Origin of the sequence: Kitasatospora sp. NPDC096204, from assembly GCF_044763205.1 — a bacterium.
Classification (GTDB): Bacteria; Actinomycetota; Actinomycetes; order Streptomycetales; family Streptomycetaceae; genus Kitasatospora.
This window is the reverse complement of record NZ_JBIWFT010000002.1, coordinates 400,067-413,876: the sequence shown is the minus strand read 5'-3', so window position 1 is coordinate 413,876 and position 13,810 is coordinate 400,067. Positions and strand designations below refer to the sequence as shown.

The window sequence follows — 13,810 nt, the reverse complement described above, 5'->3', positions numbered from 1 at the left end:
GATGAAACTGACCGTCCTGCGGCGGTCGATGTCCGGGCCCCGGGCCGCGAGCCTGATCCTCGGGGCGGTGTTCGGCGGCCTGGTCGCGGTGGGCACCGCGCTGCTGGGCCTGGTGGACTACGACACCCCGCAGGCCGGGGTCGGCGTGCTGGCCGTGGTGATGCTGCTGTGGACCCTCGGCTGGGCCCTCGGGCCGATGCTGACCGGCGGTGACGCGACACTGCGGCTCGACTACTTCACCCTGGTGCCGCTGCGCCCGCGCACCCTGGCCCTCGGGCTGCTGGGCGCCGGCTTCATCGGCATCACCCCGCTGCTCGGCCTGGTCGCGTTCAGCGTGCTGATCGTCCGCGGCGCCTGCCTGGGGCTGCTGCCCCTCCTGGTCGCCGTCCCCGCCACCCTGCTGCAGCTGCTGTTCGTGGTGGTGCTGGCGAAGTTCACCATGCAGGGCCTGGGCAGCGTGGTGCGTTCGCGCCTCGGCTGGGAGGTCTCCTCGCTGGTGGTCGGCTTCGTGGTGGCCTTCCTGAACACCGGCTGGTTCGCGATCGGCTTCTTCATCAAGCTGTTCACCGGCGAGTGGGCGGCGAACGCCGGCACCGTGGTGCGGCTGCTGCCCTCGGGCTGGTCCGTGGTCGCGGTCGACGCCGCCCGGCGCTCGGACTGGGCGACGGTCGCCGCCGCCCTGGGCGGGCTGGCGGCGCTGTGCCTGCTGCTGTTCGCGGTCTGGACGGCCATGCTGTCCCGGCAGCTGGTGCGGGGCACCACCGGCGGCAAGGCCCAGCAGGGCTCCGCCCGTGGCACCGGCGGGCTGCTGCCGGACTCCGTCGGCGGCGCCGTGATGGGCAAGGAACTGCGGCTGTGGGCGCGTGACCCGCGCCGGGCCCGCTTCCTGCGGATCGCCCTGTGGACGGGCGTGTTCACCGGCCTGCTGCCGCTGCTCAGCGGCTTCCAGGTGATGCTGCCGTGGACGGGCGTGGTCGCCGCGCTGTTCGCCGGCGCGCTGTGCGCCAACCTGTACGGCCTGGACGCCGGGGCGATCTGGCTGACCCTGGTCGTCCCGGGTGCCGAGCGGGTCGACGTCCGGGCCCGGCAGGTGACCTGGCTGCTGATCGTCGCCCCGGTCGCCCTGGTGCTGACCCTGGCGCTGACCGCGGTCTCCTCGGCCGGCTGGGCCTGGCCGTGGGTGCTCGCCGTCCTGCCCGCCGTGCTCGGCGGCGCGGCCGGCCTGATCCCGCTGATGTCGGTGCTCGGCGCCGCGCCGTTCCCCGACCGGCCCGGCGGCAACCCGCTGGACGGCTTCAACGACGAGAGCGGCGACCAGGTCCGCCTGCAGACCCTGGTGGTGCTGCTGTTCCAGCTGTTCTGCGCCCTGCCCGCCGTGGGCGTGGTGGTGGCCGGCACGGTGCTGGACAGCGCGCCGCTGCGCTGGGCCGGCGTGGTGGTCGGCCTGGCCACCGGCCTGCTGTACGCCTGGGCCCTGGGCCGGGCGGCCCAGCGCCGGCTGGAGAACCGCGGGCCCGAGCTGCTCGACGTGATGCGCAAGGGCGTGCGCCGGGCGCCCGAGGCGGCGAAGTCCGAGACGCAGGACGGCTCGGTGTCCGAGGCCGGCGGTCTGGGCGACCTCTCCGGCGGCCGTGCCGTGGCCGTCGGCACCCTGATCACGCTCGGCATCCTGAGCTTCGCCCCGCAGGGGGCGGTGGCGCTGTGCCTGTCGGCCTTCGGCGTGCCGACCCGGTCCTGGTTCGTCGCCCTGTACGCCCCGTCGGCCCTGCAGATCCCGGTGGCGGCGGCCTTCATGGTGCTCGGCCTGGTCTGCTTCTGGAGCGTCTACCTGCTCGTCCGGGCCAACCGGCCCGGCACCCCCGACCACGAGGCGCCCCGGCCCACCGAGGCGCCGCGAGAGCGGGCGGCGGTCCGCTGACCAGGACCGCCCGCCCGGCCCGGCCCGCCCTGGACCCCCGTCAGGGCGGGCCGGGCTGCGTCCCGTGCCCGCCGCGCCGGGCTGGGATCATGACCAGCGCGGCCGCCCGTCCGGCGGTCCCGCCCGACCCCGCACCGGAGGTGCCGTGACCAGCACGCAGTCCCGAGCGGCCGTGGAGCCGAGCGACGCCGCGCCGACCGACGCGGCGGGGGCCCTGCGCCGGGCCGCGCCGGCGCTCGGCCGCCTCGTCGTCCTGGCCCTCCTGACCCCGGTGACGGCGCTGCTGCTGGCGGTGTCCCTGGTCGGCTTCCTGCTCTGGTGCTGCCTGGGCGTCTTCCCGCTCTTCCCGGCCGCGACCAGGCTGGTCCGGGCGGCCGCCGAGCGCGCCCGCTGGGTGGCCGGCCACTGGTCGCGGGTGCCCGTCCCGTCGCCGTACTCGCCGCGCCCGGCGCTGGAGCGCACCCTGCACGGCTGGTTCTGGACCGGCCACGACTACCACAAGAGCCGCTGGTTCGCGGACATCTCGCGCACCGTCCGCTGGCTGTGGAACGACCCGGCGACCTGGCGGGACGCGCTGTGGGTGCTGCTCAACCCGCTGGTCGGCGGCGTGATCGCGCTCGCCGCCCCGCTGCTGACCGGCTACGGCCTGTACGGGCTCGCCCAGCCGGTGCTGCCGCCCGGCCCCGGCTACGAACTGCTGCCGCTGGGCGGCGCGCTGGCGCCCGTGCTCGGTCTCGCGCTGACCCTCGCCGGCCTGGCCCTCGCGGCGCCGTCGCTGTGGCTGTACGGCCACTGGACGCGCGCCCTGCTCGGCCCCACCGAACGCTCCCGGCTCGCCCGGCGGGTCGAGCAGCTGACCGAGATCCGGCTGGACGCCACCGAGGCCCAGGCCGCCGAGCTGCGCCGGATCGAACGCGACCTGCACGACGGCGCCCAGGCCCGGCTGGTCGCGGTGAGCCTGCGGCTGGGCGCGGTCGCGGCGCTGATCGACCGCGATCCGTCCGGCGCCAAGCAGGTGGTGACCGAGGCTCAGGAGAACGTCACCCAGGCCCTGCAGGAGCTGCGCGACCTGGTCCGCGGCATCCACCCGCCGGTGCTCGCCGAGCGCGGACTGGTCGAGGGGGTGCGCGCCCTGGCGCTGGACGTGCCGCTGCGGGTCGAGGTCCTGGCCGACCTGCCGGGCCGGGCCGAGTCGCCGGTCGAGTCCGCGGTCTACTTCGCCGTCAGCGAGGCGCTGACCAACGCCGTCAAGCACGGCGGGGCCCGCGCCGCGACCGTCGAACTGTCGCACGCCGCCGGGCTGTTGCGTGCCGAGGTGACCGACGACGGGCAGGGCGGGGCGGACCCCGGCCAGGGCAGTGGCCTGCGGGGCATCCAGCGCAGGCTGGCGGCCTTCGACGGTACGCTCACGCTGAGCAGCCCCCCAGGGGGGCCGACCCGGCTGATCATGGAGCTACCGTGCGTGTTGTCCTCGCCGAGGACCTCGTCCTCCTGAGGGATGGACTGGCCCTGCTGCTGCGTGCCCACGGGCACGACATCGTCGCGGCGGTGGAGAGCGGCCCGGAGCTGGCCGCGGCCCTCGCGGAGCACCGGCCCGACATCGCGGTGGTGGACGTCCGGCTGCCGCCCACCTTCACCGACGAGGGGCTCCAGGTGGTGCTGGCCGCCCGCCGGGAGCAGCCGGGGCTGCCCGTGCTGGTGCTCTCCCAGCACGTCGAGCAGCTGTACGCGCGCGAGCTGATCGCGGACGGCGTCGGCGGTGTCGGCTACCTGCTCAAGGACCGGGTGTCCAAGGCCGACCAGTTCGTCGACGCGGTGCACACCGTGGCGGCCGGCGGCACGGTGATGGACCCGCAGGTGATCTCCCGGCTGCTCGCCCGCAACGCCTACGACCAGCCGCTGGCCCTGCTCACGCCGCGCGAGCGGGACGTGCTGGCGCTGATGGCCGAGGGCCTGTCGAACGCGGCGATCGCCCAGCGCCTGCACTTCAGCGAGGGGGCCGTCAGCAAGCACACCTCGAACATCTTCGCCAAGCTCAACCTCGGCGTCTCCGACGGCGAGAACCGCAGGGTGCTGGCCGTCCTGGCCTACCTCGACGGGACCAGGCCCTGACGGCCGGGCCCTGACGACCGGGCCCTGACGGCCGGGCCTTGACGACCGGGCCCAGGGCCCGGGCCGGGCCCTAGTGGTGCTTTAGTGGCGTCGGCCATGCTGGAGGGGTGTCCGGGGGCGGGCCGCAGAGGTGTCACAGGCGAGGGGTTTCGCACAAGGTAAAAGCCTGGTGTGATGTGGGCAAAGGCGTGGTCATTTCCGTCTCGATCCGTGAACGATCGTGGGTTGCCTGTCCGTTGGATCGGATAGTTCGGGCGCGCCGCCCGAAGTCGCAGGCCCCGGACAGGAGCTCGCGGTGCCGGAAGGGACGATCGACTTCCGGTTTGTTCCGCGTACGACCCCGGGGTGGGCGACCTCCGGGGAAAACCCCACAGTTCTGGAGCGAGAAGGCATGACACAGCCGGGGAACTCCACGCTCGGCCTGCCGGTCGGCGACCCGATCGAGGTGGACTCCGGCGGCGACGCCTGGAGCCGGGCGAGGGCGGACCTGTCCGACCACGGCACCGTGCTGATCTACACCCGCCTCGCCCGGCTGGAGGCGCGCCCGTCGGCCGACGGGGCCCCGGCCGGCTCGCTCGGCCGGGACTGGTCGCGCTACCTGGGTCTGGCCGGCCCCGACGTGGTCCACCGCTACGCCGCCTCCCGGGAGTTGCTGCGGCGCGCGGCGGGCACGCTGTTCGACGGCGACCCGGACGGCGCCGAACTCGTCTACGGCCCCACCGGCCGTCCGTACCTGCGCGGACACGACCGGCTCGACGTCGGCCTGAGCCTGTCCGGGGACCTGCTGCTGGTCGGCCTGACCACCCGCGGCCTGATCGGCGTGGACGTCGAGAGCGCCGAGCGCCAGCTGTACCCGCAGGGCCTGGACCGCCACCTGTGCACCCCGTACGAGCTGGTCGCCCTCGCCACCCGGCCCGAGGAGCAGCGCAACCCGGCCCTGGTGCGGCTGTGGAACCGCAAGGAGGCCTACCGCAAGGCCCTCGGGCCGGGCCGGTCCTTCGACTTCACCGAGTTCGGCTTCGGCCCGGACGACACCCCGGTGCGGGTCGAACGCCCCGACGGCAGCGCCGGGAGCCACCGCGAGTGGGTCTTCCGCACCTTCGAGCTGGACAGCGGACACTACGTCAGCGCCGCGCTCTACGAGCCCCGTCCGGGCCGGGGGTGAGGGACGATCCTCCCCGGAACCCGCCCCGCGACCCCCGGCCTAGACCGGCTCGCCGTCCTCCGGCGTGACGAGCGCGGACTCGCTCTCCAACAACCGTGCCAGCGCCACGTTGTAACCCGCCTGGAACCGGCTGGCCGCCTCCAGTTCCTCGGTGATCTCCGAGATGTGGCGCCGGCAGGTGCGCACCGACATGCCGAGCCGGCGGGCCACCATCTCGTCCTTGTGGCCGCGGGCCATCAGTCGGATGATCGACAGCTTGAGCTCGTCGGTGCTCGGGGCGGCCTTCGGGGTGTCCGCGACGAACGGGCTGGCGTTCTCCCACAGGTGCTCGAAGACCGCGCACACGAAGGCCACCAGGGTCGGCTCGCGGACGATCGCCGCGCCCATGGTCGTCTCGCCCGCGACACGCGCGGGCAGGAAGACCGTCTCCCGGTCGTAGACGAGCATCCGGTCGATCACCTGGTCCGCGGTGCGGACCTCGGCGCCGAGCGCGGTGACGTCCCGGACGTACGACTTGGTCGCCAGGTCGCAGCGGGCGGTGTGCTGGTAGATGGTGCGCATCCGCACCCCGCGCCCCAGCATCCCCTCGGCCGACCGGCGGGCGGCGGGCAGCAGGGTGGCGGGGCGGCCGCCGCCGGGCTGGACGGTCAGCACCTCCTTGCGGCAGGTCTGGCCGAGCTGGTCGAGCATGTTCTGGATCGTGTCGACGTCGTTGACGACGTCGAAGGCCTCGACCCGGTTCCGCAGCCGCCGGCCCTCGTAGTACAGCGGGGTCAGCGACAGCAGCTTGCTGCGCACGTCGGTGACCGCCTGCTTGAGGTCCCGGATGTGGTGCTCGGCGGGCCCGACCAGGTCGGCGGCGGCGACGTCCGGGCTGACCGGGACGAGCACGCTCGGATCGCCCGGTCGGGGCTGGAGCAGGCGCATCAGCTTCAGGACCTGCTCGATGCGGTCGACCTCGGCCTCGTCCTCGAGCTCCAGCCGCGCGGCGATGGCGACCCGGTCGAACCGGCCGGACTCGACGGCGTGGCCGTAGGCCAGGGCGCTGAGGTCGTCCAGCTCTGCGAAGCCGGACTGGACAGGTTGGTGTCCGAACACCTGGCGTCCCCCCGTCGGCGTTTGCGAAGTTCCTGCCATGCAACTTTACGCCATCGAGATCCACTCGGACGGGGGCCTCGGGAAGCGGCAGAGTAGGGCCCGAGCGACGCCTGGCTGCGGGGCTGTCGCGGGATCAGGGCGCACTGACGCCCGCTCAATACTGCTCAAGGGGAAAGCCGTGAAGTTTTCAACGATCCGGGCCAGGGTTCTCGCGCCCACCGCCCTGCTGGGCGCCGTGATCGCCTCCCTGCTCACCCACGGGCACACCCCGGGCCTCGGCGCCGAGCTCACCGCGGACGACCGCTGGGGTCTGGCCAGGTTCTCCCACATCGGGCAGATGGACGACCGCTGGGGCGCCGACCGCAACGACATCCGCGCGATGGACGACCGCTGGGGCGCCGGCCGCCACGACGCCGGGCCCGGGGACGCCGCCCAGGCCGCCCCGGTGAGAATTCGGACCGTCTGAGCCGAGACCGGGCGGATCGGAGTGAAGACCGGTCGGCCGACACTCCGCCGGCACGCATTTCCCGGGCTTCCCAGCACGGGGCCGTGCTTTTCCTCGCCGCCATACGGGATTGGTTCTGCGGTACCGAAGAAACCGGGGGATGACAAGAGTGTTGATCGATCGTGAGCGAGAACTGGATCTGTTGGATTCGGCCCTCGACGAATGCGTACGGGGAATTCCCGGGATCGTACTGATCGAGGGAGCCGTCGGCTGCGGCAAGAGCGAACTCCTGGAAACCCTCGCCGAACGGGCCGCCACCGCCGGGGCGGTGGTGCTGCGCGCCATCGGCACCGCCGTGGAGCGCGACCTCGCGCTCGGCGTCGTCGGCCAGCTGCTGGCGGCCGCCCCGGCCGGGGCCCTGCCCGATCCGGCGCACGCGGCGGACCCGGACCGGACCGACGTGATGCAGGCGCTGTGCGCCGCGGTGCACCGCCTCGCCGAGACCGCGCCGGTGGTGATCTGCGTCGACGACCTGCACCACATCGACGAGCTGTCCTGCCGCTACCTGCTCCACCTGGTCCGCCGCACCCGCTCCGCCCGGGTCCTGCTGGCCTGCACCGAGTCGCTGCACAAGTCCGGGGAGGACCGCTACGGCACCGAGCTGCTGCGCACCCGCAACTTCGTCCGGATCAGGGCCGAGCGGCTGCGCCCCGACGCGGTGGCCCGGCTGGTCGCCGCCGAGCTCCGCGACGCCCCGGCCGGCGGCCGGCCGCCCGCCGAGGTGGCCGGCGGCAACCCGCTGCTGCTCCGAGCCCTGATCGAGGAGCACCGCCTCGGCGGACGGGCCCCCGAGCCCGGCCGCGCCTTCACCCAGGCCGTCCTGGCCTGCCTGCGCCGCTGCGGCCCGGCCGCCCGCCGGCTCGCCGAGGTGACCGCCGTCCTCGGCGAGCACGCCTCGGACGACCTCGCCGTGCGGATGCTCGACAGCACCGCCGGCACGGTCGGCCGCGACACCGCCGCGCTCACCGCCGCCGGCATCCTCGACGGCCACCGCTTCCACCACCCGGTCGCCCGCCAGGCGGTGCTGGACCGGATGGACCCGCGGGACCGCGCCGACCTGCACCGGCGGGCCGCCGAACTCCTCTACCGCGACGGCGCCCCCACCGCCGCCGTCGCCGCCCAGCTCCTCTGCGTCGGCTCCACCGACCTGCCCTGGGCGGTCGCGGTGCTCTCCACCGCCGCCGAGCAGCTGCTCGCCGACGGCGACACCGACCGGGCCGCCGCCTGCCTCGAACTCGCCCACCGGGGCCGGGTCGACGACGAGCAGCGCAACCACTTCCGCACCATGCTCGCCGGGATCACCTGGCGCACCAACCCCAGCGCCGCCGAGCGCGACCTCGCCGGGCCGCTGGAGACCCTGCGGGCCGGCCGGCTCGGCCAGGCCAGGCTCGGGCCGCTCGCCCGGCTGCTCACCGAGCAGGGCCGCATCGACGAGGCGGCCGAGGTGCTGGACCGCTTCACCGCCGACCGGGACGCCGAGCAGCCCGCCCTGGTCGCCCACCCCGTCCGGTTCGGCCGCGGCGGAGACCCGCTGGACGGCCTCTCCGCCTTCCCGTGGTGGGGCGGCGGCCCGACCCCGGCCGAGAGCGGGGCCGCGGCCGAGCCGGCCGCCCCCGGCGCACCCCTGCTGGTCAGGCCCTGCGCCCCCGCCGGGCTGTGGGCCGTCCCCGAGTACTCGGCGGGCGGCGCGACCGTCGCCGCGGCCGAGATGTTCCTGCGCGGCGCCACCCTCGGCGGCGGCACCGCGGCCCCCATCGTGCAGGCCATCCGGGCCCTGCTGTGCGTCGACGGACCGGCCCGCGCGCTGCCCTGGTGCCAGGTCTTCATGGAGGAGGCCGTCCGGCGCGGCGCCCCCGGGTGGCAGTCGACCTTCACCGCCCTGTACGCCGACGCCCTGCTCCGCCAGGGTGACCTCGCCGGCGCCCGGGAGCACGCCGAGGCGGCCCTGGACCTGCTGCCCGAACGCGGCGGCAGCGTGTTCGCCGGGGGAGTGGCCTCCGTCCTGATCCGCGCGGCCACCGCCGCCGGCCGCCACGACACGGCCGCCCGCGAACTCAGCCGGCCGCTGCCCGAAGGGCTCGGCACCAGCATCCACGGCATCCGCTACCTGCGGGCCCGCGGCCAGTACCACCTCGCGACCCACCGCTTCCACGCGGCGCTCGGCGACTTCCTGGAGATCGGCCGCACCCTCAAGCGGTGGGGGCTCGACCGGCCGCTGCTCGCCCCGTGGCGCACCGGTGCGGCCGAGGCGCTGATCCAGCTCGGCGAGCCCCAGCAGGCCGCCCGACTGATCACCGACCAGCTCGCCTTCCGCGACGCCGCCCACCCGTGGATCTCCGGCGTCACCCTGCGGGTCCGGGCCGCCCTCAGCGACCCCCGCGAGCGGCACGCCCTGCTCGCCCGCGCGGTCGACGAGCTGCGGGACTCCGAGGACCGCTACGAGCTCGCCCGCACCCTGGTCGACTTCGCGTGGGTGCTGAAGGAGAACGGCGACTCCGGCCGGGCCAACATGGTCAACCGGCGCGCCTGGCAGCTCGCCAAGGAGTGCGGCGCGGACGCCCTGCGCGAGCAGATCGCCCCCGGCCTCGACCTGCCGCCCGGCGGCGACGCCGAGGACGACGGCCGCTGCGCCGGCGGCCACGTCGAGGTGGAGGCCAGGCTCAGCGACTCCGAGAAGCGGGTGGCCATGCTCGCGGTGTACGGCCACACCAACCGCGAGATCGCGGCCAAGCTCTACATCACCGTCAGCACCGTCGAGCAGCACCTGACCAGGATCTACCGGAAGCTCAACATCACCCGCCGTCAGGAACTGGCCGCCGAGATGCACCTGCTCGGCTCCGGCGGCCGGGTGTGAGCCCCGGCTAGCCGACCCCCGCGCGCGGCCGGGCCGGACGACCACCGTCGTCCGGCCCGGCCACGTCCTGTCCCGGCCCCGGCCCCCGGTGGGTCAGCGCAGGACGTACGGGGCCGGCCGGGGGAGGCGCCAGACGCCGGGTCGGAACTCGACGGGCCGGGCCGCGGCCGGCCGGTCGCCGTGCAGCGCGTGGATCGCGCGGCGGGCGAAGGACTCCAGCCGCCGGTCGTGCAGGGCGAGGGCGAGGTCACGGCAGGCGGTGAAGTGGGCGAGGGCACCGAGGTGGTCCTCGCCCGCCAGGGCCAGCAGGGCCAGCGCGCGCCGCACCTCGAACCGGGGGCGCGGCTCGGCGACGTCGGGGGCGGCCGCGAGCAGCTCCGCCGCCGCGCCGAACTCGCCGCGGTCACACCGGAGTTCGGCCAGACCGACCAGGGTGAGGGCGAGTTCGGCGCGGTCGCCGGTCTCCTCCGTGATCCGCCGGGCCAGCTCGTAGTGCTCCTCGGCCTGGGCCGGGCGCCGCTGCTCCCAGGCGAGGTCGCCGAGGGAGCGGAGCATGCGGCCCTCGGCGGCGCGGTCGCCGCAGCGGCGGGCCGCGTCGAGGGCGAGGGCGTGCGTCCGCGCCCAGGCGCCCCAGTCGGCGTGCGCCTCGAGGTGGCCGCGCAGCGCGCCCGCGAGCCGTACCACCGCGGCCCAGCGGCCGTACCCGTGGGCCTGCCGGACGGCCCGGACCAGCGCGTCGCGCTCCCGGGTGAACCAGTCGGAGGGCCGCAGCTGGGCGGTGTCCCACCGGGCGCCGTCGGCCGACAGGCCGTGCGTCAGCACGGCGGTGACCTGGGTGGCGACCCGGGCGTACTCCGTGCAGAGCCGCTCCACGGCGGCCGCGGCCTCGGCGGGCCCCTCCTCGTCCGCCAGCCGTTCCACGGCCAGCACCCGCAGCAGCTCCGGCAGCCGGTACCGCCCCTGCTCGGGGCCCGCCACCAGCAGCCGGTCGTCGACCAGTTCGTCCAGCAGCCGGGTGGTCTCCGAGCGCGGCAGCCCCAGCACGGCGTCCGCCGCGGCCGGCCCGAACGGCCCGGCCGGCAGCAGCCCGAGCAGCCGGAACGCCCACCGCGGCACCGGACCGGCGTCGCGGTAGGCGCGCACCAGCGCGGCCCGCGCGTCGAGCCCGCCGATCCGCAGCTCGCCGAGCCGGGTCCGCTCCTCGCGCAGCCGCTCCACCAGCGTGGCCGCGCTCCAGTGCGGTCGGGCCGTCAGCTGGGCCCCGGCGATCCGGACGGCCAGCGGCAGGCGGCCGCACAGCTCCAGCAGCTCGGTGACGGCCTCCGGCTCGGCCGCCTCCCGCCCGTGGCCCGCCACCGCGGTGAACAGCCGCCGGGACTCGGCCGGATCGGGCACGTCCAGCACCACCGGCCGGATCCCGCCGAGCCCCACCGGCAGCCGGCGGCCGGTGACGATCGCGGCGCTGCCCGGGGTGCCGGGCAGCAGCGGGCGCAGCTGCGCCTCGGAGTCGACGTTGTCGAGCACCAGCAGCAGCCGGCGCCCGGTCAGTTCCTGCTGCCAGGTGTCCAGGAGCTCGCCGGCGCCGGCGTCGGCGGCCGGCCGGACCCCGAGCCGGCGCAGCAGGGCGGTGACCGCCTCGACCGCGCTCAGCGGCCGGCCGGGTTCGGGCTGGAGGTCGAGGAAGAGCCGGCCGTCGGGGAAGGCGGGCCCGCTGCGGTGGGCGGCCTCCAGGGCGAGGGCGGTCTTGCCCACCCCGGGCTGCCCGGCTATCGCGACGAACGCGCCGGCGGGCGCGTTCCGCAGGAACTCCTCGACCAGGGCCAGGGCGGGCCCGCGGCCGGTGAAGGCCGGGTCGGCGGCGGGCAGCGCGGTGCCGGCCCGGACGTCGGGCGGCTCGGCGGCCGGCCCGCGCGTCGTGGTGGGGCCGCCCGCCGCCGGCTCCGGGGTGCGCAGCAGTTCGGGGTCGCCGGTGAGGATTCGCCCGTGCAGCCGCCGCACCGACGGGCCGGGTTCGACGCCGAGTTCGGCGACCAGGTGGGTGCGCAGCGCGGCGAAGGCCTGGAGGGCCTCGGCCTGCCGGCCGGCCCGGTAGAGGGCGAGCAGCAGGTGCTCGTGCAGTTCCTCGCGCAGCGGGTACCGCGCGGTGAGCGTGCGCAGTTCGCCGATCAGCTCGTGGTGCCGGCCGAGTTGCAGGTCGGCGTGGATCCGGTGGGCGAGGGCGCTGCTCTCGGCCTCGGCGAGCTGGGTGGCGACGGACTCCAGCAGCGGGCCGTGCGGGGTGTCGGAGAGCAGCGGGCCGCGCCGCAGGGCCGCGGCCCTGCGGTAGAGGTCGGCGGCGTCGCGGTGGTCGCCGGCGGCCAGGGCCTCCCGGCCGCGGCGGTGCAGGTCCTCCAGGGCGGTCAGGTCGAGCCCGTCGTCCTCGACGGCGAGCCGGTAGCCGCGGGCGTGGGTGAGCAGGAGGTCGCGTCCGTGCCCGGGGTCGGCGGTGTCCAGCAGCTTGCGCAGCTGGGAGATGTAGACCTGGAGCGTGGTGCTGACGGTGCGCGGCGGCGCGTCCCGCCACAGCTCGGCCACCAGGGTGTCGACCGTCACGACCTGGTTGGCCTGCACCAGCAGGGTGCCCAGGACGGTCCGCACCTTCGGCGGCCCCGGGGTGAGCGGTACCGCCGGTCCCCCGTCCCCCTCGATCTCCATCGGTCCCAGGATCCGGAACCTCACCCCTGCCCCCCGTCCGCTCCGCCCGTCGCCCGCTCCCCGCGGCGACGCCCCCACGTCTGCCACCTCGTCCGCCTCCCGTGGAGTCCGTCCCCCTCAGAAGTCCTGGACGACGAGCGTCCGGGCCTCCCCGACCGTCACCCGGTCCTGGACCAGGGTGACGGTGACCGGGACGGCGGGCCGGCCGGCCGCGTCCCGGTCGAGTGCCCCGGGGACGGCCGCGCAGCGCACTGGCGAGGCGGACCGGGGCCGGCCGTGGAAACGGATCTCGCAGCCGGCCGGCACGGACCGCTCGGGCACCAGCCCGACGGCCCGTCCGGCGGTCAGCACCGCGCACTGCCGGACGGCCTCCAGCAGCAGCGTGCCGGACAGCCGTCCGCCGGCGGCGGCGCCGAGCGCCGGGTTCTGCCGGCTGGGCAGCACCCAGGTGCTGAGCCGGCCGCTGGGGGCCGGGGTGGGTTCGGCGACGACCACGTTGGCCGGGTCGAGCCGGCCGACCTCGGCCGGGGTGACCGGCCGCACGGCCGGGGCCGGCCAGGCGGCCCGCAGCGGCCAGCCGGGGCCGCCGCGGCCGGCCGGGGCGAAGGCGAGGGCCGCGGCGCCGGTCGCGCACGGCACGTCGTCCAGCGAGACGTCCAGCCGCAGGTCCAGCCCGGACGGCGCCCCGGACGCGGCGCCGGTGGGGGCGGCCCACAGTTCGACGGTCATCCGGGCCGGGTCGGGGCCGGTGCGCCAGGCGGCGAGGTCGGTGAGCCGCAGGCCGAACCGCTGGTAGAGTCCGGGCCGGTCGGCGGCGATGCCGAAGTACTGACGGCCGATGAACTCGCCGGTCTCCTGGAGGGCTTCGGCGACCACCAGCGGGTCGTGGAACTGGCCGGGCCCGTCGTTGAACAGCGGGTGGTCGCCGGGCATGTCGCCGGTGAGCAGGAAGCGGTCCTCGCCGGTGGCGGGGGCCGCGAGCAGGTAGTGGTCCCACGAGGGAGGGCAGTGCACCAGGTGCCGCACGCCCCGGCGGACCGGCGCCGCGGCGGGTGCCGGGGCGACGATCGCGGTGCTCTCGGTGGTCATGGCGGTTCCCTCACCCGGCTGCTGCTCGGCGGCCGCGGTGTCGACGGGCCCAGGGTCAGCATGACTCCGCGGCGCGCCCGAGGACAGCCCGTCACGGTGGCAGCAAGCTGCACCGCCGGTTGTCCCACCCGTCGTCCGACCCCTGCCCGGCGCCGGGGGCGCCGCCCTCCGGGGCCGCGATCCGTCCGTGGCCCCGCCGTCGCGGCCGCCACCGGCGGGGTCCCGCAGGAGGCGAAGTGTCGCCCAGGATAGACGAGTTCGACCGCAGTGTGGTGACGTCGACGAGACGGGCCGGATTCGGCAGGAGCAGCCGGCCGCCCTCGGTAACGACGCGAGCGTCCTGGTGCGGGATCGTGTCCGCTCCCACACCAGGAC

9 protein-coding genes are annotated in these 13,810 nt (G+C 75.9%); 6 read left to right on the top strand and 3 right to left on the bottom strand.

The features are described from left to right. Nucleotide 1 precedes the first annotated feature (1 nt). The 4 genes from ACIQ87_RS03465 (at nucleotide 2) to ACIQ87_RS03450 (ending at nucleotide 5,195) form a co-directional block, all read left to right on the top strand. Nucleotides 2-1,918, top strand: a complete 1,917-nt coding sequence (locus ACIQ87_RS03465; protein WP_402400853.1) for a hypothetical protein — start codon at nucleotides 2-4, stop codon at nucleotides 1,916-1,918. 145 nt (nucleotides 1,919-2,063) lie between these two features. Then, nucleotides 2,064-3,413 (top strand): histidine kinase, encoded by a 1,350-nt coding sequence (locus tag ACIQ87_RS03460; RefSeq protein WP_402400850.1) that lies wholly within the window; start codon nucleotides 2,064-2,066, stop codon nucleotides 3,411-3,413. Further along, entirely contained in the window at nucleotides 3,377-4,030 is a 654-nt protein-coding gene (locus tag ACIQ87_RS03455; RefSeq protein WP_392872677.1) for a LuxR C-terminal-related transcriptional regulator, read from the top strand. Before ACIQ87_RS03460 ends, ACIQ87_RS03455 begins: the two co-directional genes overlap by 37 nt. 391 nt (nucleotides 4,031-4,421) lie before the next feature. Next, entirely contained in the window at nucleotides 4,422-5,195 is a 774-nt protein-coding gene (locus ACIQ87_RS03450) for a 4'-phosphopantetheinyl transferase family protein (protein WP_402400847.1), read from the top strand. A 39-nt stretch (nucleotides 5,196-5,234) separates the two neighbouring features. Here ACIQ87_RS03450 and ACIQ87_RS03445 read toward each other — a convergent pair whose 3' ends face one another. Further along, complete coding sequence (locus tag ACIQ87_RS03445; protein WP_402400844.1) at nucleotides 5,235-6,293, bottom strand: hypothetical protein; 1,059 nt, start codon at nucleotides 6,291-6,293, stop codon at nucleotides 5,235-5,237. Between the two features lie 178 nt (nucleotides 6,294-6,471). Between ACIQ87_RS03445 and ACIQ87_RS03440 the strand changes: the two genes are divergently transcribed. Then, complete coding sequence (locus ACIQ87_RS03440; protein ID WP_402400841.1) at nucleotides 6,472-6,759, top strand: hypothetical protein; 288 nt, start codon at nucleotides 6,472-6,474, stop codon at nucleotides 6,757-6,759. 148 nt (nucleotides 6,760-6,907) lie between these two features. Continuing rightward, nucleotides 6,908-9,652 (top strand): AAA family ATPase, encoded by a 2,745-nt coding sequence (locus ACIQ87_RS03435; RefSeq protein ID WP_402400838.1) that lies wholly within the window; start codon nucleotides 6,908-6,910, stop codon nucleotides 9,650-9,652. A 93-nt stretch (nucleotides 9,653-9,745) separates the two neighbouring features. Here ACIQ87_RS03435 and ACIQ87_RS03430 read toward each other — a convergent pair whose 3' ends face one another. Both ACIQ87_RS03430 and ACIQ87_RS03425 read right to left on the bottom strand, forming a co-directional pair. Beyond that, nucleotides 9,746-12,346, bottom strand: coding sequence for an AfsR/SARP family transcriptional regulator (locus tag ACIQ87_RS03430; RefSeq protein WP_402400836.1), 2,601 nt, complete (start codon nucleotides 12,344-12,346; stop codon nucleotides 9,746-9,748). A 117-nt stretch (nucleotides 12,347-12,463) separates the two neighbouring features. After that, the gene (locus ACIQ87_RS03425; protein WP_402400833.1) at nucleotides 12,464-13,435 is read right to left on the bottom strand and encodes an AfsA-related hotdog domain-containing protein; all 972 of its coding nucleotides are present in this window, start codon (nucleotides 13,433-13,435) and stop codon (nucleotides 12,464-12,466) included. Nucleotides 13,436-13,810 lie beyond the last annotated feature (375 nt).